This is a genomic window from Propionivibrio sp., assembly GCF_047602565.1.
Classification (GTDB): Bacteria; Pseudomonadota; Gammaproteobacteria; order Burkholderiales; family Rhodocyclaceae; genus Propionivibrio.
In genome coordinates, this window is the sequence record NZ_JASGGX010000001.1 from 3,668,768 (window position 1) to 3,688,289 (window position 19,522).

The 19,522-nt window shown below is 65.3% G+C and carries 19 protein-coding genes and 1 pseudogene; 10 read left to right on the forward strand and 10 right to left on the reverse strand.

Annotated elements, in window-relative coordinates:
- Positions 1-9 precede the first annotated feature (9 nt).
- The 5 genes from QM701_RS17355 to QM701_RS17375 all read right to left on the reverse strand — a co-directional run bounded on the left by QM701_RS17355 (position 10) and on the right by QM701_RS17375 (position 6,303).
- Entirely contained in the window at positions 10-1,278 is a 1,269-nt protein-coding gene (locus QM701_RS17355) for an EAL and HDOD domain-containing protein (RefSeq protein ID WP_415168262.1), read from the reverse strand.
- 102 nt (positions 1,279-1,380) lie between these two features.
- Positions 1,381-2,643, reverse strand: coding sequence for an EAL and HDOD domain-containing protein (locus QM701_RS17360; protein ID WP_415168263.1), 1,263 nt, complete (start codon positions 2,641-2,643; stop codon positions 1,381-1,383).
- 166 nt (positions 2,644-2,809) lie between these two features.
- The gene (locus QM701_RS17365; RefSeq protein ID WP_415168264.1) at positions 2,810-3,352 is read right to left on the reverse strand and encodes an NADPH-dependent FMN reductase; all 543 of its coding nucleotides are present in this window, start codon (positions 3,350-3,352) and stop codon (positions 2,810-2,812) included.
- 348 nt (positions 3,353-3,700) lie between these two features.
- Positions 3,701-5,125, reverse strand: coding sequence for an aspartate ammonia-lyase (locus QM701_RS17370; RefSeq protein WP_415168265.1), 1,425 nt, complete (start codon positions 5,123-5,125; stop codon positions 3,701-3,703).
- 194 nt (positions 5,126-5,319) lie between these two features.
- Positions 5,320-6,303 (reverse strand): LysR family transcriptional regulator, encoded by a 984-nt coding sequence (locus QM701_RS17375; protein WP_415168266.1) that lies wholly within the window; start codon positions 6,301-6,303, stop codon positions 5,320-5,322.
- 255 nt (positions 6,304-6,558) lie between these two features.
- On the opposite strand from QM701_RS17375, the gene QM701_RS17380 reads away from it, so the two are divergent.
- The gene (locus QM701_RS17380; protein ID WP_415168267.1) at positions 6,559-7,875 is read left to right on the forward strand and encodes an MFS transporter; all 1,317 of its coding nucleotides are present in this window, start codon (positions 6,559-6,561) and stop codon (positions 7,873-7,875) included.
- Positions 7,876-8,042: 167 nt separating this feature from the next.
- Here the strand turns inward: QM701_RS17380 and QM701_RS17385 are convergent, their stop codons facing one another.
- The 5 genes from QM701_RS17385 to QM701_RS17405 all read right to left on the reverse strand — a co-directional run bounded on the left by QM701_RS17385 (position 8,043) and on the right by QM701_RS17405 (position 11,261).
- A complete protein-coding gene (locus tag QM701_RS17385; protein WP_415168268.1) occupies positions 8,043-8,465 on the reverse strand; it encodes a hypothetical protein in 423 nt (140 codons plus the stop codon).
- Between the two features lie 94 nt (positions 8,466-8,559).
- A complete protein-coding gene (locus QM701_RS17390; protein WP_415168269.1) occupies positions 8,560-9,609 on the reverse strand; it encodes a hydrolase in 1,050 nt (349 codons plus the stop codon).
- Positions 9,569-10,009, reverse strand: coding sequence for a YybH family protein (locus tag QM701_RS17395; RefSeq protein ID WP_415168270.1), 441 nt, complete (start codon positions 10,007-10,009; stop codon positions 9,569-9,571). The genes QM701_RS17390 and QM701_RS17395 overlap by 41 nt, the downstream gene beginning before the upstream one ends.
- Positions 10,006-11,040: a lipopolysaccharide heptosyltransferase II gene (gene waaF, locus QM701_RS17400; RefSeq protein ID WP_415168271.1), complete on the reverse strand. Its 1,035-nt coding sequence runs from the start codon at positions 11,038-11,040 to the stop codon at positions 10,006-10,008. Before waaF ends, QM701_RS17395 begins: the two co-directional genes overlap by 4 nt.
- Before the next feature lie 35 nt (positions 11,041-11,075).
- Positions 11,076-11,261, reverse strand: a complete 186-nt coding sequence (locus QM701_RS17405) for a zinc-finger domain-containing protein (protein ID WP_415168272.1) — start codon at positions 11,259-11,261, stop codon at positions 11,076-11,078.
- A gap of 181 nt (positions 11,262-11,442) precedes the next feature.
- Here QM701_RS17405 and QM701_RS17410 point away from each other — a divergent pair, with 181 nt between their 5' ends.
- From QM701_RS17410 to dalD, 9 genes and pseudogenes are all read left to right on the forward strand, one after another.
- Complete coding sequence (locus QM701_RS17410) at positions 11,443-11,889, forward strand: NUDIX hydrolase (protein ID WP_415168273.1); 447 nt, start codon at positions 11,443-11,445, stop codon at positions 11,887-11,889.
- Between the two features lie 85 nt (positions 11,890-11,974).
- Positions 11,975-12,565 carry a hypothetical protein gene (locus tag QM701_RS17415; RefSeq protein WP_415169425.1) on the forward strand — a complete coding sequence of 197 codons (591 nt, stop codon included), beginning with the start codon at positions 11,975-11,977 and terminating at the stop codon, positions 12,563-12,565.
- On the forward strand, positions 12,552-13,673 hold the full coding sequence (mnmA, locus tag QM701_RS17420) for a tRNA 2-thiouridine(34) synthase MnmA (protein ID WP_415168274.1): 1,122 nt from the start codon (positions 12,552-12,554) through the stop codon (positions 13,671-13,673). The genes QM701_RS17415 and mnmA overlap by 14 nt, the downstream gene beginning before the upstream one ends.
- Positions 13,674-14,010: 337 nt before the next feature.
- A pseudogene (locus QM701_RS17425) lies at positions 14,011-14,157 on the forward strand (extracellular solute-binding protein); the annotation flags it as partial.
- Positions 14,158-14,224: 67 nt separating this feature from the next.
- Positions 14,225-15,208 carry an ABC transporter substrate-binding protein gene (locus tag QM701_RS17430; RefSeq protein ID WP_415168275.1) on the forward strand — a complete coding sequence of 328 codons (984 nt, stop codon included), beginning with the start codon at positions 14,225-14,227 and terminating at the stop codon, positions 15,206-15,208.
- Positions 15,209-15,300: 92 nt separating this feature from the next.
- Positions 15,301-16,161, forward strand: a complete 861-nt coding sequence (locus tag QM701_RS17435; protein ID WP_415168276.1) for a carbohydrate ABC transporter permease — start codon at positions 15,301-15,303, stop codon at positions 16,159-16,161.
- A 7-nt stretch (positions 16,162-16,168) separates the two neighbouring features.
- Positions 16,169-16,999 (forward strand): carbohydrate ABC transporter permease, encoded by an 831-nt coding sequence (locus QM701_RS17440; RefSeq protein WP_415168277.1) that lies wholly within the window; start codon positions 16,169-16,171, stop codon positions 16,997-16,999.
- Between the two features lie 15 nt (positions 17,000-17,014).
- On the forward strand, positions 17,015-18,055 hold the full coding sequence (locus tag QM701_RS17445; RefSeq protein ID WP_415168278.1) for an ABC transporter ATP-binding protein: 1,041 nt from the start codon (positions 17,015-17,017) through the stop codon (positions 18,053-18,055).
- Between the two features lie 33 nt (positions 18,056-18,088).
- Positions 18,089-19,492: a D-arabinitol 4-dehydrogenase gene (gene dalD, locus QM701_RS17450; protein ID WP_415168279.1), complete on the forward strand. Its 1,404-nt coding sequence runs from the start codon at positions 18,089-18,091 to the stop codon at positions 19,490-19,492.
- Positions 19,493-19,522: the final 30 nt, after the last annotated feature.

Here is a 19,522-nt window from a genome sequence, read left to right on the forward strand (position 1 = left end):
CGGCAAGGCCTAGGCGTCCTCGACCTTTTCCCGGCCGAGGTTGTTCGCCCAGTAGAACGCCTGGTGCAGGCAGTTCTCCAGGAATTCGACGGAGATTCCGGGCACGCGCCGGAGCGCGTCGGCGAGCACTTCCGGGTCGGTCTGTTCGGTGGCCAGCGCGAGCTGCAGCATCTGGCCGAGCAGTCCGCCCTGGTCGACCAGCGCCTGCCTGACCCGCTGGGCCACCGGCAGGTGCTTGAGGATTTCCTCCATGGGCACGTCGAGCAGCGCCGGCATCAGCGACATGATGCCGACCATGAAGCCCTGGTCGGCGAATTCGCGGCTGTGCGGCTGCAGGCGTTCGGCCAGCAGCTCCAGCAGCCGGCCGCGCGTGGCGGCGAGCGGCAGCAGCGGATTGTCGATCTTGCCGCCGCTCTTGGGATTGGTGTAGATCAAGAGCTGCAGCCAGCGCTGCAGCTGCCGGCGGCCCAGCAGCGTGATGGCGTGGCGCAGCGAGGTGATGCGCGTGGTCAGCCCGTTGCCGACCGAGTTGGTCAGGCGCAGCATGTTGACCGTCAGGCCCGGCTCGACCTTGAAGGCGTTTTCGATCTCGCTGGTCTCGGCGTCCTGCAGCACCAGCCCGAGCAGGCGCAGCAGGGAAATCTGCGAGGGTTCGAGCTTCTTGCCGACGATGATCGCCGGCTTGGCGAAGTAGTAGCCCTGGAACAGCTCGAAGCCGAGGCGCCGGCACTGCTCGACCTGCTCGGCTGATTCGACCTTCTCGGCCAGCAGCTTCTTGCCGAACGGCCGGAGCTGCCCGACCAGCGCGGCCAGCCGGCCGGCGTCGACGCCGAGCACGTCCACCTTGATGATCTCGGCCAGTTCGAACAGCGGCCGGTAGGCCTCCTCGACCTCGACCACGTCGTCGATGGCCAGCGAAAACCCCTGCGCGCGCAAGTCCCGGCAGCGGGCGACGACCTCCGGCGTGGGCCGCACGCTTTCCAGTATCTCGAGCACCACCAGCGCGGGCGGCAGCGCCTCGATCAGGTCGCTGAACAGGAACTGCTCGTCGACGTTGATGTAGCCGCGATACGGGCCGAGCGTCTGGTCCGCGCTCAGGCCGGTGAAGGTGTTGGCGATGACCGTCGCCGTGGCCTGCACCGGATCGGCGATACAGGTCTGCTCGCCGGTGACCACCGGGCCGCCCCGGAAAAGCAGTTCGTAGGCCAGCAGCTGTTGCTCGCGCCCGAGAATCGGTTGGCGTCCCAAGAGAATCTGCGAGCTGTGCGTTTCGGACATGTCGTGTGGGGCGCCTTCGGTCGGAGGATCGATGGCGCCCAATTGTATAGGGTTTTCCCCGGCCGCTGCGGCCGGGGCGCCGTCAGGAAGCGCCTGGAGCGATCAGCGCGCCAGGTTGTTGGCCCAGCCCAGGGCCCGCGTCAGGCACTGGTTGGCGCAGGCGGCGTCGATGTCGGGCAGGCGCTGCAGCACCGCGGCGGCCCGCTCCCGCGCCTCGTCCTCCAGCGCCTCGACCAGTGCCAGCAGGTCGCCCAGCACGCCCCGGCGCTCGCCGAGCGCGTCGTGCACCGGCACGGCCAGCGGCAGCTGGGCCAGCACCGCGCCGGCGCCGGTGCCGAGCAGCGCCGGCATCAGCGACAGGATGCCGACCATGAACGCCTGATCGACGAGGTCGCGGCCACATTGCCGGACTTCGGGCGTGCGGTCGACCAGCAGTTCCATCAGGCGGCCGCGCGTCGCCGCCAGCTGCAGCAGCGGACTGACCGCCGGAGCCGAACTCGACGCGCCGCTGTAGAGCAGCAGCTGCAGCCAGCGCAGCAGCTGGCGGCGGCCGAGCAGGGTGATGGCGTGGCGCAGCGAGGTGATGCGCGTCGCCAGGCCACTGCCGGCGGAATTGGTCAGGCGCAGCAGGTTGATGGTCAGCACCGGCTCCTGCTTGAACACCGCCTCGATCGCGGCGGTGTCCGCGTCCTGGCTGATCAGCCCGAGCAGGCGCAGCAGCGCGGTCTCCGAACTCTGCAGCCGCTTGCCTTCGATCACCGTCGGCCGGGCGAAGTAGTAGCCCTCGAAGAGATCGAAACCGAGTTCGTGGCACAGCCGCATCTGCGCGTTGCTTTCGACCTTCTCGGCCAGCAGGGTCTTGCGCAGGGGCTTGAGCGCCGGCGCGAGCTGCCGCAGGCGCTCGGGCTCGACGCGGCTGACGTCCACCTTGATGATCTGCGCGATCCTGAGCAGCGGCTTGCCGTCAACGTCCAGCGATTCCGGCCGCACGTGCGTCGCCAGGACGTAGCCGGCCTGCCGCAGCTGCTCGCAGCGGGCGATCATTTCCGCCGTCTGGGCCACCGTGGGCAGGATTTCCAGCACCACCGTGTGCGGCGGCAGCGCGTTGATCAGGTCGCTGAACAGCAGGCCCTGGTCCACCTTGATGAAGCCCTGGTACGGACCCAGCGCGTCGGCCAGCGAAAGCTCGGAGAAGGTGTTGACGATGACCGTCGCCGTGGCCTGGTTGCCGTCGATGAAACTGGCGAAATTCCCCTGGTCGGCGCCGGCGCTGCGGAAGAGCAGTTCGTAGGCGAACAGCTGCTGATTGCGATCGAGAATGGGCTGGCGGCCGAGGAAGACGTTCTGCGGATCGATGTCGGGCATGATGGCTCCTTTCGCGCGGTTGGTCGGTGCCGATCACGGGCATTCCTGCACTTCATCTTAGCATTCCACGCGGAAAACGCCCGGATGCTCCGGCCGCCGCCGGCGGGGAATCGCGGGCCCGCCCGCCGCCGCGGGGCGGGCGGGGCGCCGAGCCGTCCCGCGCGGATCAGCGGCGCGCTTCGACCGCGGCGATCAGGTTGCGCATCAGCTCGCCGATCTGGCCGGTCAGCTTTTCGTCGATCAGGTTGCCGTCGGCGTCGAAGCCTCCGGCAAAGGCGTTGGCGAACACTTCCGGCTTGTTCAGCAGGCGCAGGTCGAAGAACACGCAGGTCTGCCGCAGGTGGTATTGCGCGCGCGAGGTGCCCATGCCGCCGCCGGAGCCCATGATGGCCGCCGGCTTGCCGGTCAGCGGGATGTTCGGCTCGCGCGAGGCCCAGTCGAGGATGTTCTTGAGCGCCGGGGCGACCGAGTAGTTGTACTCGGTGCAGGCCAGCACCAGCGCGTCGGCGGCCTCCATCTGCGCCAGCACCCGCTTGACCGACGCCGGTTTTTCCGTGATGTCCTGGTTGTAGAAGGGGACGTCGGTGAGGTCGGCGATTTCCAGAACGACGTCGTCCGGAAGACTGGCCTGCGCCGCGCGCAGCAGTCCGCGGTTGGTCGACGCCTTGCGCAGGCTGCCCGCGATGCCGAGTAACTTGATTGAAGCCATGGAACCTCCTGGTCGATGGGGTTGAGGAAAGGGCGGTGCGGCGAAGGGGCCGTGCGGCCGCGGCCGTTTCTCCGCTCTCTGAAAAAGATAGGACATTTTGTCGCACATTGCGCGCATCCCGGCGTTTTGCCGGGAACGCGAGCTTTCTGGCAACGCAACGGCGAATAGGTTCGCCCGGCAGCCGGGGCGTCAGAAACAGGGCAGCCGGGGCGCCAAAAACAAAAAAGCCGCTGATTTCACGAAGAAGTCAGCGGCTTTTGCATCTCGCCAAACAAAATGAAATTCGTTGGGGAGTGCCAAGGTCACTTTCTCAGAAAAAAGTCTGCCCAAACAGGCAGGCTCGGCGCTCTATTTTGAGCGGACCGATGCCGATTCGACTGTCTGGTCGAACACATGGATATCGGTCAGTACGCAGGGATCAAGCGTTTTTTTCGCATCGTCAGCGCTCAAGAGTCCTTTCTCTACCACGATTTGCTCGATGGTTTTGCCGGCATCCCAAGCTTGGTGGGCAATCGTGCAAGCAGTCGGATAGTCCTGCAACGTGGCGACGACCGTCGACAACGCCAGCGAAGCTTTTGCGTCGTTCAGACACTTATCCACGTTGACCCGCACGCCGGAAAGACAGAGCTTGTTGAACAGTGGGATTCCGTTTACGAGGAGGCGGACCGATTCGTCGACCGCATGCAGGATAACGCCTTCCCAGACGTTCAACTCCAATTCGCCTCTATCCGCTCCAAGGGAAACCGTCGCATCGTTGCCAAACACCCTGAATGCGATTTGCATCATCATTTCAGGCATCACCGGGTTGATCTTGCCTGGCATGATCGACGATCCGGGCTGCAATGCGGGCAAGGTGATTTCGTTCAGGCCGGCACGCGGCCCCGAGCCCATCAGACGCAGATCCGTGGATATCTTGTTGTATGCGGAAGCAATGGACTTGAGAACGCCAGAAACGCGCATCCAGACGTCAGCATTCTGCAGTCCATCAAACAGATTCTCGGCTTGACAATAGGATTCTCCGGTTATCGTATTGAGGTGCTGGTACAACTTCGCGGAAAATCCCGGTCGGGCGCCGAAACACGTGCCGACTGCGGTGCCGGGCAAGGGCAGCGTCAGCAAATGAAGTCGAACCTCCTCGAGTTCCGAGATCTGCCGCTCGATAAGCGAGCGATATCCGCTGAACACCTGCCCAAACGTCACTGGAAGGGCATCCTGAAGGCAGGTTCTTCCGAGCTTGACGGTGCGGGAATACTCGATTTCCTTGTTTCTGATTTCTTCGACCGTTTCCCGCAAGACCGCCAAGAGGGGCGCCGTATCCTTGAACACGGCCATTTTCATCGCGGCCGGGATGACGTCATTGGTGGACTGGCCCATGTTGACATGGGTATTCGGATGTACCGGATCGTAGCCCTTCCTGCCGGTCAGCAACTCGGTAGCACGATTGGCGATGACCTCATTGACGTTCATGTTGGAGGACGTGCCACCGCCACCCTGAAAAATGTCGACGGGAAACTGATCAGCATACAGCCCGCACATCACTTCGTCAGCGGCCTTGGCGATTGCTTCGCTGGCTGCCGGCGGCAAGCGTCCCAGTTCGGCGTTCGCTTGGGCGGCGGCTTTCTTGATCGACGCAATGGCTGAAATGAACGAAGAGTAGTAACCGATGCGGTCACGCGAAATTGTGAAATTGTCTAACGCCCGCTTGGTTTGAATTCCGTAATACACATCTTCGGGAAGTTCCATTGATCCTAAAGAATCGTGTTCAAGACGCATGGTTTTGCTCCTTATCATTGCCTCATACCTGAAGCGTTGCGATGTCTTATCCCTAGGTATGTCAAATACAACCAACGCGCCTATTTTCGTGCAGGCGAATGTAGTCAACTAGGTTGGGTCATTCAGTATAAGCAACACTTATAGCCCCCTCTTCGATTCACTAAGATGCCGAGGGCTTTGATGTTTCCGCGCCACTACTCTTGTTCCGATTCGTCCCCGATGGTCACGAGCGGCATCAATCCCTCGTGAAGTACCTGTACCTTCGGAAGAAAGTGGTTTTCAAGAACCTGTTGCGCAGCCGCGAATGCCGCCTCGAAGAAGACGCCGAACTCATCGTGTCTGGCAATCAAAAACAAGGACCTTCCGATGCCTAGCTTGAACGCATCGTGGATTCTCACGCCCTTGGCATTCGCTCCCGCTTGCACCAGGCACATCGGAGTGGTGATGCCCCATCCGGTTCCGTCGGCGATCAGCGCAGTCAGTACGTCGGCGGAATCGACTTCGAGCCAGTTCGGCTGCCTGACTTCGAGTGCTCTCAGGTAGCGGTTGACTTGGATGCCCGTTTGCGAATCCCGGCTGTAGCGAACCATCGGATAACGTTTCGCGAGGTTTCTGACATCGTCGATCGAGTCGATACGGAGTTTCAGGCGTGCAGGGGTGATGACGACGAATTTCTCCGAATAAAGGCGCCGTCTCATGACGTCTTCGACGTCGATCATCGAATCGCTGGAAACGACGAGGTCGATCTCCCTGCGCATCAATCGTTCTCCGTGGTGGGGAGAAAGGCCCGTGCGCACGGTCAGGCGCGTCGTCTTGTTGACCAATGCCTTGATGAACTCGGTGCCGCAGGTCGAAGAAAAGGAATCAACCAGCCCGACCCGCAGTTCCGGCTGTATGCCTTGACCCGCATCGAGTACTTGCGCCTTCAGGTTCGAGAATCGATCGAGCAAGTCAATTGCGCGATTTCGTAAGGCCAGGCCAAAAGGCGTCATTGTCAGGGGGCGCGTTTCCCGGTTGAACAGAACGATGCCCAAGTCGTCTTCCAACTGCCGTATCGTTTGCGACACGGCTGCCTGCGATACCCCCACCGTGTGCGCAGCCGCTTGCATGCTGCCCCTTTCGGCTACGGACAAGAAGACTTTCAGATTGTAGGAATTGCCGAGACGAGAAGATTTCATTGAACTCTCCTGAAAGCGGCGCCCGGATTCGCTTCAACCATTGTGTGAACGCGCCGGCGACGCTGAAGCACCGAGCGCAAACGTCGCATGACACGGCCTTGGCAATGACCAGAATCAACGGAAGTGACGCCGAGTATAAGTTATTTTTATAGAGGGTTTCTGCCGATAGTCACTCGAAATTGTTTTATCCATACTCGACGCCGTCAATCAATAAAAGCAGTTGACTTCGATCAACCAGCAGACGGAGTGTCGAACATGAACAATACAGTCAGCATCGCGGAAACACCCTTCGAAAATGTACCGGTACGTCCATTCCACCTCCACGTCGGCTTCAGTGCGTGCGGCGGTCAGTTTGCCGATGGATTCGAACTGGGCATCATCGGCATCGCGATCGCCCTGGCGGCTGTCCCCTTGCAGCTAAATGCCGTGTGGATGGGATTGCTTGGGGGAGGAGCGCTGGCCGGGTTGTTTTTTGGCAGTTTGATCTCCGGCATCATTGCCGACCGTTGCGGTCGCCGTACGATCTTTGCGTACGATATGTTGTTTGCAGCGGTGATCTCGGGGTCGCAGTTCTTCGCGACCGAGGCGTGGCATCTGCTGGTCCTTCGATTCATGCTCGGGATGGTGCTCGGTTTCGATTACGTGGTCAGTAAAGCACTCCTCACCGAATTGTCGCCCATTCGCTTTCGCGGCAGACTGCTCAGCATCATGGCAATCGCGTGGGTTGCCGGATATGCCTTTTCTTATGTGGCGGGGTTCGTCCTCAAAGATATGGGGCCTGACTCCTGGCGATATATGCTGATTGTCAGCGCGATACCGGCGACTGCCATCTTCCTGTTCCGCCTGGGCGTTCCGGAATCGCCGCTCTGGCTGCTCAAGAAGGGGCGGGCCGAAGAAGCCAGGCGCGTGGTTTTGACCAAGCTCGGCGAGGGAATCGCGCTTCCGGAAGTTATCGCGGTGGCGCAGAAGACCGGCAACGAATGGGCGGAGCTCTTCTCTCCCAAGTGGCGGAAGAATACTGCGATCGGCGGAATCTTTTACGCATGCCAGGTCGTCCCGTATTTCGCACTCGGCACTTTCTTGCCCAAGGTTTTCGAGTCTCTTCATGTCACCGACAAATATGTCGGCGGGCTGGTTTACAACATTTTCCTGCTGATCGGCGCCGTGATCGGAGCGGCTGTCATCGACAAGATGCCGCGCCGGACCTTCCTGATCGGGACTTTCTATTTGGCGACGGCGGTTCTGGCATTGCTTGCAGCGAACATCCTCGGTTCGACTGGCGTCGTGATTACCTTCGGATTATTCGCGCTCGTCTTGTCGGCAGCGGCCAACCTCGAGTTTATCTATCCGCCCGAACTGTTCCCGACGCATCTCAGGGCCACTGGCGTCGGCCTGGCGGTCGCGGCCAGTCGTTTCGGGTCGGCGATCAGCACCTTCCTGCTCCCGGTAATCGTTCAGAAATTTGGCATTCAGGCGGCGTTGGGAGCCTGTGTGGCAGTTCTGCTGTTTGGAACGGTTGCCTGCCAGCTCTGGGCGCCGGAAACGGGCAATAAGAAACTGGCGGATATGTAGGGGCGTATTCGTGCAAGGCCAAGACTTCGCTCGGTTTTACGGAGTCTTGGTCAGCTAACGGAAAATGAATCGCCGAGAAACCCGTAGGCACCGGATGCTTGGAGCGCAGCTCATCGGCGTAGGCGCGCAAGTCGCGGCCGGCGGCGGACAAGCCATCGGGGTGCCACTCATCTCAGCACCTGCCGCTGCCACAGTTTCCAGGTATATACGCACACGGCGCCCAGCAGGCCGAGGCTGAAGACGATGCCCACCAGGCCGCCGCCCAGCATGGCGGCCACTCCTTTCGTGGCGAGGTGCCAGGCGGTGAGCAGCGCATTGACGCAGAAGGCGCAGCAGAACAGGTATACGGCTTCCTTGCGGAGCACGATCAGGAAGGCGGAGGCGAGCAGGTTCGAACCGGCGATCAGGATGCTGGCGCCATGCTCGACGACGCCGAGGCTGTCGAAGTACGCGCGCTGGCTTTCGCTGAGCGGCACGGCGCCGGAGCGGACGGCGAAGAACGAGACCAGCGTGAACACGGCGCCTATGGAAAACCAGATGGCGATCAGCCAGATCCAGACGGTGCGTTTCCGGGGAGGAAGGGAATTCATCGGGTCTCCATGAGAAGGTCGGCAGGGGCTGCCGCGGGCAGGTGGGAGTCTAGCAATCCGGCGGCGCCTCGCGCCAGCGCGGCAGGCCCGCGCATCACGGACGGCAACCGTCCCGCCAGGGCGCGTTGCCGGCGAAGAAATCCAGCAGGCGCCGCGGCAGCCAGTCGATGCGGCCGGGGAAGGGGCCGGTGGGGAAGCCGACGTGGCCGCCCTCATCGGTGTAGGCCAGCTCGACGAGCGGCGAAACCTCGCGCCTTGCCGGCAGCACGCCCGCCGGCAGGAAGGGATCGTTGCGCGCGTTGATCAGCAGCGTCGGCACGCGGATGCCGCCGAGCCAGGGCTTGCTCGAGGCGCGCCGCCAGTAGTCGGCGGCGGAGGCGAAGCCGTGCAGCGGGGCGGTGACGGCGTCGTCGAACTCATAGAGGCTTTTGGCGCCGCGCATCCGCGCCGCGTCGAACAGGCCGGGATGGCAGCGCAGCTTCTCGCCGGCGAAACGCTTGAGCGTGCGCAGGAAATACTGCGTGTAGAGGCGGTTGGCGCCGCGCGCCAGATGGTGGCCGCAGGCGGTCATGTCGAACGGGCAGGAGACCGCCGCGGCCGCCTGCACGATGCCGGCCGCCGCGTCTTCCCGCTCGCCGAGCCACTTGAGCAGGGCGTTGCCGCCGAGGGAGACGCCGACGGCATGGAGCGGCCGGGCGGGGCAGGCCTGCCTGAAGCGGCGCAGGACCCAGTCGATCTCGTCGCTGTCGCCGCCGTGGTAGGCGCGCGGCAGGCGGTTCTGCTCGCCCGAGCAGCCGCGGAAGTGCACGACCGCGCCCGGCCGGCCGGCGTCGCGCAGGGCGCGCATCAGCGCCTGCGCGTAGTGGCTGTGCGAACCGCCTTCGAGCCCGTGGAAGAGGACGACCAGCGGGACGACCAGCGCCTGTCCGTCGTCCGCCGGCGCGGGGCCGTTCCAGTCGACGTCGATGAAATCGCCGTCGGGCGTCTCCCAGCGTTCGCGCCGGTAGGGCAGCGGAGCGAGCGGCAGGAAGCGCGGATAGAGGGTCTGCGCGTGGCCGCCGGGCAGCCAGGCCGGGGCGCGGTAGTCCGGCACGCGCGCCGCGTCAGTGCAGCGTATGCTGGGTGCCGCCGTAGGCGTCGTCATCCCCGTTTTCGGGCTCTTCCGCCGCCGCCGAGGTGTGGCGCGAGAGCAGGCGCCAGCCGTTGGTGCCGCGGCTGAAGACGTTGGTGGTCAGCATCGGGCCGTGCGCCGTCTGGTCCTTTTCCAGATGCAGCGTTTCGACGACGCTGTGCACCGAGATCAGCACGCTTTCCCAGCGCACCTTGCTGCGGATGTGCACGGAGAAGCGCGGATTGCTTTCGAAGATCGAGCGCCAGCTCTCGCGGATCGCCGCGTGGCCGTCCATGCGCTGGCCGGTGGGGTGGATGCAGACGATGTCCTCGTCCTCGGACCAGACGGCCATCAGCGCGTCCAGGTCGGCCCGCGCGATTGCTTCGTAGAAGGCTTCCTCGGCGTCTTCGGCCGTGGCGTAGAAAGGGGTCATGGCGCATCTCCGTCCGCGCGGGCGGCCAGGCAGGCCGCCAGCACGCGCTGCGGTTCGAGTTGGTTCAGGCAGTTAAGGTGCCCGAGCGGGCATTCCCGCTGGAAGCAGGGGCTGCAATCGAGGTTGAGGCTGAGGATGGTCGCGCGGTCGGACAGCGGCGGCGTGAAGCCGGGCGACGACGAGCCGTACACCGCCACCAGCGGCCGGTCCAGCGCGGCGGCGACGTGCATCAGCCCGGAGTCGTTGCAGACCACGAAATCGGCGACGGCGATGAGGTCGATGGCCTGCGCGAGGGCGGTGGCGCCGCAGAAATTGCGCGGTTGCGCCCGCGCCGCCAGGCGCACGATCTCGTCGCCGATCGGCCGGTCCTTGGGCGAACCGAGCAGCCAGACGGCGTAGCCGCGTGCCGCCAGCGCGTCGGCCAGCGCGGCGAAGTGGCGCGCCGGCCAGCGTTTGGCCGGGCCGTACTCGGCGCCCGGGCAGAACGCCGCGACGCGCTTCGGGCGTTCGATCCCGAGCGCGCCGAGGGTGGCCGCCCGCTGTTCTTCGGTCGAGGTCAGGCGCGGGTTCTCGACCGGCCGTGCGAGCGGCGTGCCCGGCGCCTGCGCCAGCTGGGCGAAGCGTTCGACCATGCGCGGCAGGGCGTCCTCGTCGAGCGTGTGGCGCCGGTTGAGCAGGCCGTAGCGCGCCTCCCCGGTGAAACCGACACGTTCGGGAATGCCGGCGAAGAAGGGCAGCAGCGCCGACTTCGCCGAATTGGGCAGGACGTAGGCCTGCCGGTAGTGCCGCCGCGCCAGCTGCCGGCCGAGACGGAAGCGGGCGCCGAGGGAGAGTTCGCCGTGGGCGAACGGATTGTCGACGATCTCGGCGATTTCCGGCATGCGGCGCAGCACGGGCGCCACCCACGGCGGCGCCAGCGCGTCGAGCTGGAGGCCGGGATAGGCGCGGTGCAGGCGCATGAACAAGGGCTGCGCCATGACCGTGTCGCCGATCCACGCGGGAGCGACGATCAGCGCGCGAAATCCTCCCATGGAGCGGGCCGCCGTGCGGTGCCGCGCGTGCCGGCTCAGTGTCCCTTGGGCGCTTCGCCCTTGAAGACGTAGTGCGCGCTGCAGTACGGGCAGACCACCTCGCCGGTGTGCAGCACGTCGAGGAAGACGCGCGGATGCTGGTTCCAGGCGATGGCGCCGGCGGGCGGGCAATGCAGGGGAAGGTCGCGTGCGGCGACTTCGACGGTCTTGTTGTCGGCCATGATGGTTTCCGGAAGGATGGTTCGTCGAACGAAGGAACGGCGTGCCGTCGATGCCTCGCCGGGAGGCGGCGGAAGCGTCTTCCGGCTGGCGTCCGGGCACTGGAATAATGCGGGATTCTAGCCGATTTCACTTGCCGGATGGCGGTAAAATGGGCGTTTTGCGGAACCCGTGGTACCCATCATGGTTTGGAAGCCCCATGTCACCGTCGCCGCCGTCATCGAGCGCGACGGCAAGTTTTTGCTGGTCGAGGAGGAAACCGACGAAGGCATCCGCTTCAATCAGCCGGCCGGCCACCTGGAGTGCGGCGAGGCGCTGACCGAAGCGGTCGTGCGCGAGGCGCTGGAGGAAACCGGCTATGCGTTCGTGCCGCGTTTCCTGGTCGGCATCTATCACTGGCGCCACCCGCGCAAGGACATCACCTACCTGCGCTTCGCCTTCGGCGGCGAGATCGCCGGGCACGACGCGGACCGCGCGCTCGACACCGGCATCCTGGAGGCGCGCTGGCTCTCGCTCGACGAGATCCGCGCCAGCGCCGACCGCCACCGCAGCCCGATGATCCTGCGCTGCATCGAGGACTGGCAGGCGGGCCGGCGCTATCCGCTGGAACTGGTCACGCACTACGCATGAGCGCCTCCGCCCGGCCGCCCGAAGGAGGCGCTCTTCCTCCCTCGGGGAGGATGTCACGCAGTGACAGGAGGGTAGTTCAGTGAGCATGCGGTCCGCGTGCCTGGCGCTGGCCGCCGCGCTGTCCGTCCTGGCCGCCTGCGGCGCGTCGGCGGAGGAACGCATTTCGGTGTGCTTCAACTACGGCTGCGTGGCCCAGGCCGAGGTGGTTTTCAGCGACGCGCAGCTGGCCGAACTGGCGCAGCTGCTGGGCGACGCGCGGACGCCAGGCGAGGAGCGCGAGGCCGTCGGCGCAGCGGTCGGCCGCCTGCTCGGCTGGGCCGGCCGGCAGTCGCCGATCGGCGCGGACCGGGGCGGCAACTACGCGGACGACGCCGTCTATGGCCGCATGGACTGCATCGACCACGCGACGACCACCACGCGCCTGCTGCACCTGCTGGAACGGCGCGGCCTGCTGCGCTTCCACCGCGTGCTGGAGCCGGCCCTGCGCCTGCGCCTGCTGGTGTTCCAGCATTATTCGGCGGTGATCGAGGAAGTGCGCGACGGCGGCGCGGACGACCACGACGGAGCGCCCGCACGCTTCGTCGTCGACAGCTGGTTTTTCGACAACGGGCACGCGGCGGCGGTGATGCCGCTGGATGCCTGGCTGCAGGGAGAGGGTCCGGATGACTACGAATGAAGGCAAGGGGAAAACGGTGGTCGTCGGCCTGTCCGGCGGCGTCAACTCGTCGGTCGCCGCGCTGCTGCTCAAGCAACAGGGCTGGAACGTCACCGGCCTGTTCATGAAGAACTGGGAGGACGATGACGACGACGAATACTGCTCGTCGCGCCAGGACCTGATCGACGTGATGAGCGTGGCCGACACGATCGGCATCGACGTCGAGGTGGTGAACTTCGCCAAGGAATACCGCGAGCGCGTGTTCTCCATTTTCCTGGAGGAGTACCGGGCCGGCCGCACGCCCAACCCGGACGTGCTGTGCAATTCCGAGATCAAGTTCAAGGCCTTCCTCGACCACGCCCTGCGCATGGGCGCCGACCGGATCGCCACCGGCCACTACGCCGGCGTGCGCGAGTCGAACGCCGGCGACGGCCGCTTCCAGCTGCTCAAGGCCGAGGACGGTACCAAGGACCAGAGCTATTTCCTGCATCGCCTTGATCAGCGGCAGCTGTCGAAGACGCTGTTCCCGCTGGCCGACCTGTACAAGCGCGACGTGCGCCGGATGGCCGAGGAGGCCGGCCTGCACGTGGCGGTCAAGAAGGATTCCACCGGCATCTGCTTCATCGGCGAGCGGCCGTTCAAGGAATTCCTGATGCGCTATCTGCCGCCGAAGAAGGGCGAGATCCGCTGCCTGGACGACGGCCGCCTGCTCGGCGAGCACGACGGCCTGACCTACCACACGCTGGGCCAGCGCAAGGGCCTGCAGATCGGCGGCGTGAAGGGCGGCAAGGGCAGCGCGACGGGCGAGCACGAGGCCTGGTTCGTGGCCGGCAAGGACATGGCGCGCAACATCCTCTACGTGGTGCAGGGCCACGACCATCCGGCGCTGCTCGCCGACGAGCTGACGGCGGATCAGCTCTCCTGGATTTCCGGCGAGCCGCCGCACACGCACTGGGTCTACGGCGCCAAGACGCGCTACCGCCAGGCCGACGCGCCGTGCGAGATCGAGAGCGTTGACGCCGGCGGCTGCCGCATCCGTTTCGCCGAGCCGCAATGGGCGGTGACGCCGGGGCAGTCGGTGGTGGTGTATGAAAGCCGGGTATGCCTCGGCGGCGGCGTGATCCGGTGATCCGCGCGCGCGGGCCGGCGATCGGCCCGTAAGGCGCGCGCCGGCGCGCCCTCCCTTTCCTGTCAATACGATTTCGCGCGATTCTTCGTTATTTGCGTTGTTATAACGCAAATAAGTACATGCTTCTGCCGATCGAGTATCAAAAAGCGATGGGTAAAGTATCTATATTGCGCGTGTCGATGCATTGATGACGTCGGCTAAAACATAAAACTATTCAAGGAGGCAGGTCATGAAACGTAAAACTTTGCTGGCGCTCGCCTGCGGCGTGCTGACGGGTACGGCGTTCGCCGCCACCGAGCTGGTGGTGGCCACCGTGAACAACGGTCACATGATCGAGATGCAGAAGCTGACCAGGCACTTCGAGTCGGCGAATCCGGACATCAAGGTGAAGTGGGTGACGCTTGAGGAAGGCGTGCTGCGCCAGCGCGTGACCACCGACATCGCCACCAAGGGCGGGCAGTTCGACGTGATGACGATCGGCATGTACGAGACGCCGATCTGGGGGAAGAAGGGCTGGCTGGCCGAGCTGAAGACGCCGGCCGACTACGAGGTTGACGACCTCCTGCCGGCCATGCGCGACGGCCTGTTCAACGGACGGCAAGCTCTACGCCGCGCCGTTCTACGGCGAAAGCTCGATGCTCATGTACCGCAAGGATCTGGCCGACAAGGCCGGCGTCACGGTCAAGGAGCGCCCGACCTGGGACGAGGTGAAGGATCTGGCCGCGAAGATCCACGATCCGAAGAACGGCGTGTACGGCATCTGCCTGCGCGGCAAGCCGGGCTGGGGCGACAACATGGCCTTCCTGAGCACGCTGGTGAACACCTTCGGCGGGCAGTGGTTCGACATGAGCTGGAAGCCGCAGCTCGATTCGAAACCGTGGAAGGACGCCATCACCTTCTACGTCGATCTGCTCAAGAAATACGGCCCGCCGGGCTCGTCGGCCAACAGCTTCAATGAAATCCTGGCGCTCTACAACGAGGGCAAGTGCGGCATGTGGATCGACGCGACCATCGCCGCCTCGTTCATCAGCGATCCCAAGCAGTCCAAGGTGGCCGACAAGGTGGCCTTCGCGCAGGCGCCGACCATGGTCACGCCGAAGGGCGCCAACTGGCTGTGGGCCTGGGCGCTGGCGATCCCGGCCGGCTCGCAGAAGGTGGAGGCGGCGACCAGGTTCATCACCTGGGCCACGAGCAAGGAATACATCAACCTCGTCGGCAGGGAAGTGGGCTGGGGCAACGTGCCGACCGGCACGCGCAAGAGCACCTACGCCAATCCCGAGTTCCTGAAGGTCGCCAAGTTCGCCGAGGCCGAGAAGCTGGCCATCGAGACGGCGAATCCGTCCGACCAGACGCTGCCGAAGAGCCCGTACGTCGGCGTCCAGTTCGCCGCCATTCCGGAATTCCAGTCGATCGGCACCACTGTCGGGCAGCAGATGAGCGCGGCGCTGGCCGGCAAGGCGACGATCGACGCGGCGTTGAAGGCCTCGCAGGTCGCGGCCGACCGCGAGATGAAGAAGGCCGGCTACTACAAGTAGCGCGGCGCGGCAGCACGCGACGCAAGTGTCCGTCCGCGGCGGGGAGGTTCACCGCCCGCCGCGGCGTCATCTTCGCACCGAGGTCCACGCCCATGAAACGTCTGCTCCCGCGCGCCCTGATGGCGCCCGCCGTACTCACGCTGTTTCTCTGGATGATCGTCCCGCTGGGGATGACGATCTATTTCTCGGTCATCCGCTACAACCTGCTGCAGCCGGACCAGACGGGCTTCATCGGCCTGGAGAACTTCGAGTACTTCGTCACCGACCCGTCGTTCAGCACGGCGATCATCAATACCCTGCTGCTGCTCGGCTGGGTGATCGTGATCACCGTCGTCGCCGGCATCGCCATCGCGCTGCTCACGGACGAGCCTTTCCCCGGCCGCAACGTCGTGCGCGTGCTGCTGATCTCGCCGTTCTTCATCATGCCCACGGTGAACGCCCTGCTGTGGAAGCACATGATGATGAATCCGATCTACGGCGTGCTGGCGCAGGTCTGGTCGTTCTTCGGCGCCGCGCCGGTCGACTGGCTGACCGACTGGCCGCTGTTCAGCGTGATCGTCATCGTCTCCTGGCAGTGGCTGCCGTTCGCCACGCTGATCTTCGTCACCGCGCTACAGTCGATGAACCGCGAGCAGCTCGAGGCGTCGCGCATGGACGGGGCGAACTATCTGCAGCAGCTGCGCTACCTGTACATCCCGCATCTCGGCCGCTCGGTCGCCGTGGTGGTGATGATCGAGATGATCTTCCTGCTCAGCGTCTTCGCCGAGATCTACACGACCACCGGCGGCGGGCCGGGCGACGCCAGCACCAACGTGGCCTTCCTGATCTTCAAGCAGGCGCTGCTCGGCTTCGACGCCGGCGTGGCGTCGGCCGGCGCGCTGTTCGCCGTGGTGCTGGCCAACGTCGCCGCGGTGTTCCTGATCCGCATGGTCGGCAAGAACCTGGACAAGTGAGGCGCTCATGACGCAAAAGCAGATCAACGCGGCCCTCCACGTACTGCGCGCGGCGCTGTCGTGGGCCACGGCGCTGTTCCTCTTCTTCCCGCTCGGCTGGATGGTGCTCACCGCCTTCAAGACCGAACTGCAGGCCATCTCGGTGCCGCCGCTGGTGTTCTTCACCCCGACGCTGGAGAACTTCACCATCGTCCAGGAGCGCAGCGACTACCTGCTGTATGCCAAGAACTCGCTGGTCACCAGCGTGGCGTTGACGCTGCTCGGGCTGGCGCTGGCCCTGCCGGCGGCGTACTCGATGGCCTTCTTCAAGAGCCGGCGCACCAAGGACATCCTCATGTGGATGCTGTCCACCAAGATGATGCCGGCCGTCGGCGCGCTGGTCCCGGTGTACGTGATGGCGCAGTCGTCGGGGCTGCTGGATACGCGCATCGGGCTGATCGTGGTGTTCACCCTCTCGAACCTGCCGATCATGGTGTGGATGCTGTACTCGTGCCTCAAGGAAATCCCCGGCGAGATCCTCGAAGCCGCGCGCATGGACGGCGCCTCGCTGTGGCAGGAATTCCGCCGGGTGCTGCTGCCGCTGACCATGGGCGGGCTGGCGTCCACCGGCCTGCTGTGCCTGGTGCTGGCCTGGAACGAAGCCTTCTGGTCGCTCAACCTGAGCGCCGCCAAGGCCGGCACGCTGGCCACGCTGATCGCCTCGTACTCCAGCCCCGAGGGGCTCTTCTGGGCCAAATTGTCGGCCGCCTCGTTCATGGCCGTCGCGCCGATCGTGGTGTTCGGCTGGTTCAGCCAGAAACAACTGGTGCAAGGCCTGACCTTCGGCGCCGTCAAGTAAGCAAAAGGGGAAAACATGGACTACCTGCAACTCAACGGCATCGAGAAATCCTTCGGCGCGCAGCGGGTCATCAAGGGGGTCGATCTGGCGATCCGCAAGGGCGAGTTCGTCGTCTTCGTCGGTCCGTCCGGCTGCGGCAAGTTGACGCTGCTGCGCCTGATCGCCGGGCTGGAGAACGTTGACCGCGGCTCGATCCGGCTCGACGGGCGCGACATCACCGACCTGCCGTCGAGCAGGCGCGACCTGGCCATGGTCTTCCAGAGCTACGCGCTGTATCCGCACATGAGCGTCTACGAAAACATGAGCTTCGCGCTGGAGCTGGCCAAGGCCGACCCGGCGTCGATCAAGGACAAGGTCGAGCGCGCGGCGAAGATCCTCAACCTGAGCGAGTACCTGCGGCGCACGCCCAAGGAGCTGTCGGGCGGCCAGCGCCAGCGCGTGGCGATCGGCCGCGCCATCGTGCGCGCGCCCAAGGTCTTCCTGTTCGACGAGCCGCTGTCCAACCTCGACGCCGCGCTGCGCGGCCAGACGCGGATCGAGATCGCCAAGCTGCACCGCGACCTGGACGCCACCACCATCTACGTGACCCACGACCAGGTCGAGGCGATGACCCTGGCCGACCGCGTGGTGGTGCTGCGCGAGGGCGTGATCGAGCAGGTCGGCTCGCCGCTCGAACTCTACGACCGTCCGGCCAACCAGTTCGTCGCCCAGTTCATCGGCACGCCGCAGATGAACGTGGTGAATGCTGCCCGGCTGCCGGCGCTCGATGCGCTGGCGGCGCTGCAGGTGCCGGACGGCGGCTACGTCGGCCTGCGCCCCGAAGGCGTGCGGCTCGTGGCGGAAGGCGACGGGAAGTTCCGCGCCCGGGTCGATCTGGTCGAGGCGCTGGGCGCCGAGACGCTGATCTACGTCACCACCGAGCAGGGCGCGCAGCTCGTGGCGCGGCAGACGCAGCGCTGCCAGCTCGCGCCCGGCAGCCGGGTCGGGATCGAGGCCGATCTCACCGCCGCGCACGTCTTCGACGCGCAGGGGCGGGTTGTCGCGCGGGCCGAATGAATTCGTCATTACGCAATCGTTAGGGAGAAAAACATGAGTTCCATCGCGTCGCCGCTGGTGATGCTTCATCTGGGGCTGGGGTCGTTCCACCGCGCCCACCAGGCCGTCTACCTGCACGAGCTGATCGCCTCCGGCGACGCCCGCTGGTGCCTCGCCGGGGGCAACATCCGCCCGGACAACGTGGAGACGATCGCGGCGCTGGCCGCGCAGGGCGGCGCCTACACGCTCGAAACCATCACCCCGCAGGGCGTGCACAGCTACACGTGGATCACCTCGATCCGGGAAGTGTTCCCCTACGCGCCGGAGCTGGCCGGGCTGATCGCCCGCGCCGCCGACCCGGCCACGCGCATCATCTCGTTCACGGTGACCGAGGCCGGCTACTACCTGGACACGCGCAACGCGCTCGACGCCTCGGCCGGCGACATCGTCGCGGACCTGGCCGCGGTGCGCGCGGGCTGGCCCGGAACCACCATCTACGGCGCGCTGGCCGCCATGCTGCGCCGGCGCATGCGGGCCGGCGCCGGCCCGGTGACGCTGCTCAACTGCGACAACCTGCGCCACAACGGCGAGCGCTTCCGCGGCGGCCTGCTGCAGTTCATCGGACTGCTCGGCGACCGCGAACTGCTCGCCTGGGTGGAGGCCAACACCAGCAGCCCGAACGCGATGGTCGACCGCATCACGCCGCGGCCGTCGCCCGACGTGGCGGAGCGCGTGCTGGCGGCCACCGGCCGGGCCGACGCCGCGCCGGTGATGGGCGAGAGCTTCATCCAGTGGGTGATCGAGGACGACTTCCGCGCCGGCCGTCCGGAGTGGGAGACAGTCGGCGTGCAGATGGTGGCGTCGGTGGCGCCGTACGAGGAGGCCAAGATCCGCCTGCTCAACGCCACGCACAGTTGCATCGCCTGGGCCGGGACGCTGGTCGGCTACCGGTACATCCACGAGGGCACGCGCGACGCGGCGATCCGCCAGTTCGCCCACGACTACGTCACCGACGACGTGATTCCCGTCCTGTCGCCGAGTCCCATCGATCTGGCGGCCTACCGCGACGTCGTGCTCGACCGCTTCGGCAACCCGGCGATCCGCGACACCAACCAGCGCGTGGCGATGGACGGCTATTCGAAGATTCCCGGCTTCATCGTGCCGACCTTCCGCGACCGCCTGGCGCGCGGCGAGCCGATCGCCAGCGTGGCGATGCTGCCGGCGCTCTTCCTGGCCTACCTGGAACGCTGGCACCGCGGGGAAATTCCGTACGAATACCAGGACCAGGCGATGAATCCCGAAGCGGCGCACGCCGTCTGCGCCGCCGCCGACCCGCTGGCTGCCTTCTGCGCCGATCCGGTCCTGTGGGGCGAACTGGCCGGCGATGCGGCGGTGCTCGGCGCGGTGCGCGCCGCTTATGCGCGCGTCCGCCGCTTCGTGGAGGAACGTTCGCAATGATGGAATCGGTGGGAACATGCCGTATCGACC

What these genes read in the sequence shown, in the direction of transcription:
- QM701_RS17355 (WP_415168262.1), bottom strand. Translation starts at nt 1,278, where the DNA reads ATGTCCGAAACGCACAGCTCGCAGATTCTCTTGGGACGCCAACCGATT.
- QM701_RS17360 (WP_415168263.1), bottom strand. Translation starts at nt 2,643, where the DNA reads ATGCCCGACATCGATCCGCAGAACGTCTTCCTCGGCCGCCAGCCCATT.
- QM701_RS17365 (WP_415168264.1), bottom strand. Translation starts at nt 3,352, where the DNA reads ATGGCTTCAATCAAGTTACTCGGCATCGCGGGCAGCCTGCGCAAGGCG.
- QM701_RS17370 (WP_415168265.1), bottom strand. Translation starts at nt 5,125, where the DNA reads ATGCGTCTTGAACACGATTCTTTAGGATCAATGGAACTTCCCGAAGAT.
- QM701_RS17375 (WP_415168266.1), bottom strand. Translation starts at nt 6,303, where the DNA reads ATGAAATCTTCTCGTCTCGGCAATTCCTACAATCTGAAAGTCTTCTTG.
- QM701_RS17380 (WP_415168267.1), top strand. Translation starts at nt 6,559, where the DNA reads ATGAACAATACAGTCAGCATCGCGGAAACACCCTTCGAAAATGTACCG.
- QM701_RS17385 (WP_415168268.1), bottom strand. Translation starts at nt 8,465, where the DNA reads ATGAATTCCCTTCCTCCCCGGAAACGCACCGTCTGGATCTGGCTGATC.
- QM701_RS17390 (WP_415168269.1), bottom strand. Translation starts at nt 9,609, where the DNA reads ATGACGACGCCTACGGCGGCACCCAGCATACGCTGCACTGACGCGGCG.
- QM701_RS17395 (WP_415168270.1), bottom strand. Translation starts at nt 10,009, where the DNA reads ATGACCCCTTTCTACGCCACGGCCGAAGACGCCGAGGAAGCCTTCTAC.
- waaF (WP_415168271.1), bottom strand. Translation starts at nt 11,040, where the DNA reads ATGGGAGGATTTCGCGCGCTGATCGTCGCTCCCGCGTGGATCGGCGAC.
- QM701_RS17405 (WP_415168272.1), bottom strand. Translation starts at nt 11,261, where the DNA reads ATGGCCGACAACAAGACCGTCGAAGTCGCCGCACGCGACCTTCCCCTG.
- QM701_RS17410 (WP_415168273.1), top strand. Translation starts at nt 11,443, where the DNA reads ATGGTTTGGAAGCCCCATGTCACCGTCGCCGCCGTCATCGAGCGCGAC.
- QM701_RS17415 (WP_415169425.1), top strand. Translation starts at nt 11,975, where the DNA reads ATGCGGTCCGCGTGCCTGGCGCTGGCCGCCGCGCTGTCCGTCCTGGCC.
- mnmA (WP_415168274.1), top strand. Translation starts at nt 12,552, where the DNA reads ATGACTACGAATGAAGGCAAGGGGAAAACGGTGGTCGTCGGCCTGTCC.
- QM701_RS17435 (WP_415168276.1), top strand. Translation starts at nt 15,301, where the DNA reads ATGAAACGTCTGCTCCCGCGCGCCCTGATGGCGCCCGCCGTACTCACG.
- QM701_RS17440 (WP_415168277.1), top strand. Translation starts at nt 16,169, where the DNA reads ATGACGCAAAAGCAGATCAACGCGGCCCTCCACGTACTGCGCGCGGCG.
- QM701_RS17445 (WP_415168278.1), top strand. Translation starts at nt 17,015, where the DNA reads ATGGACTACCTGCAACTCAACGGCATCGAGAAATCCTTCGGCGCGCAG.
- dalD (WP_415168279.1), top strand. Translation starts at nt 18,089, where the DNA reads ATGAGTTCCATCGCGTCGCCGCTGGTGATGCTTCATCTGGGGCTGGGG.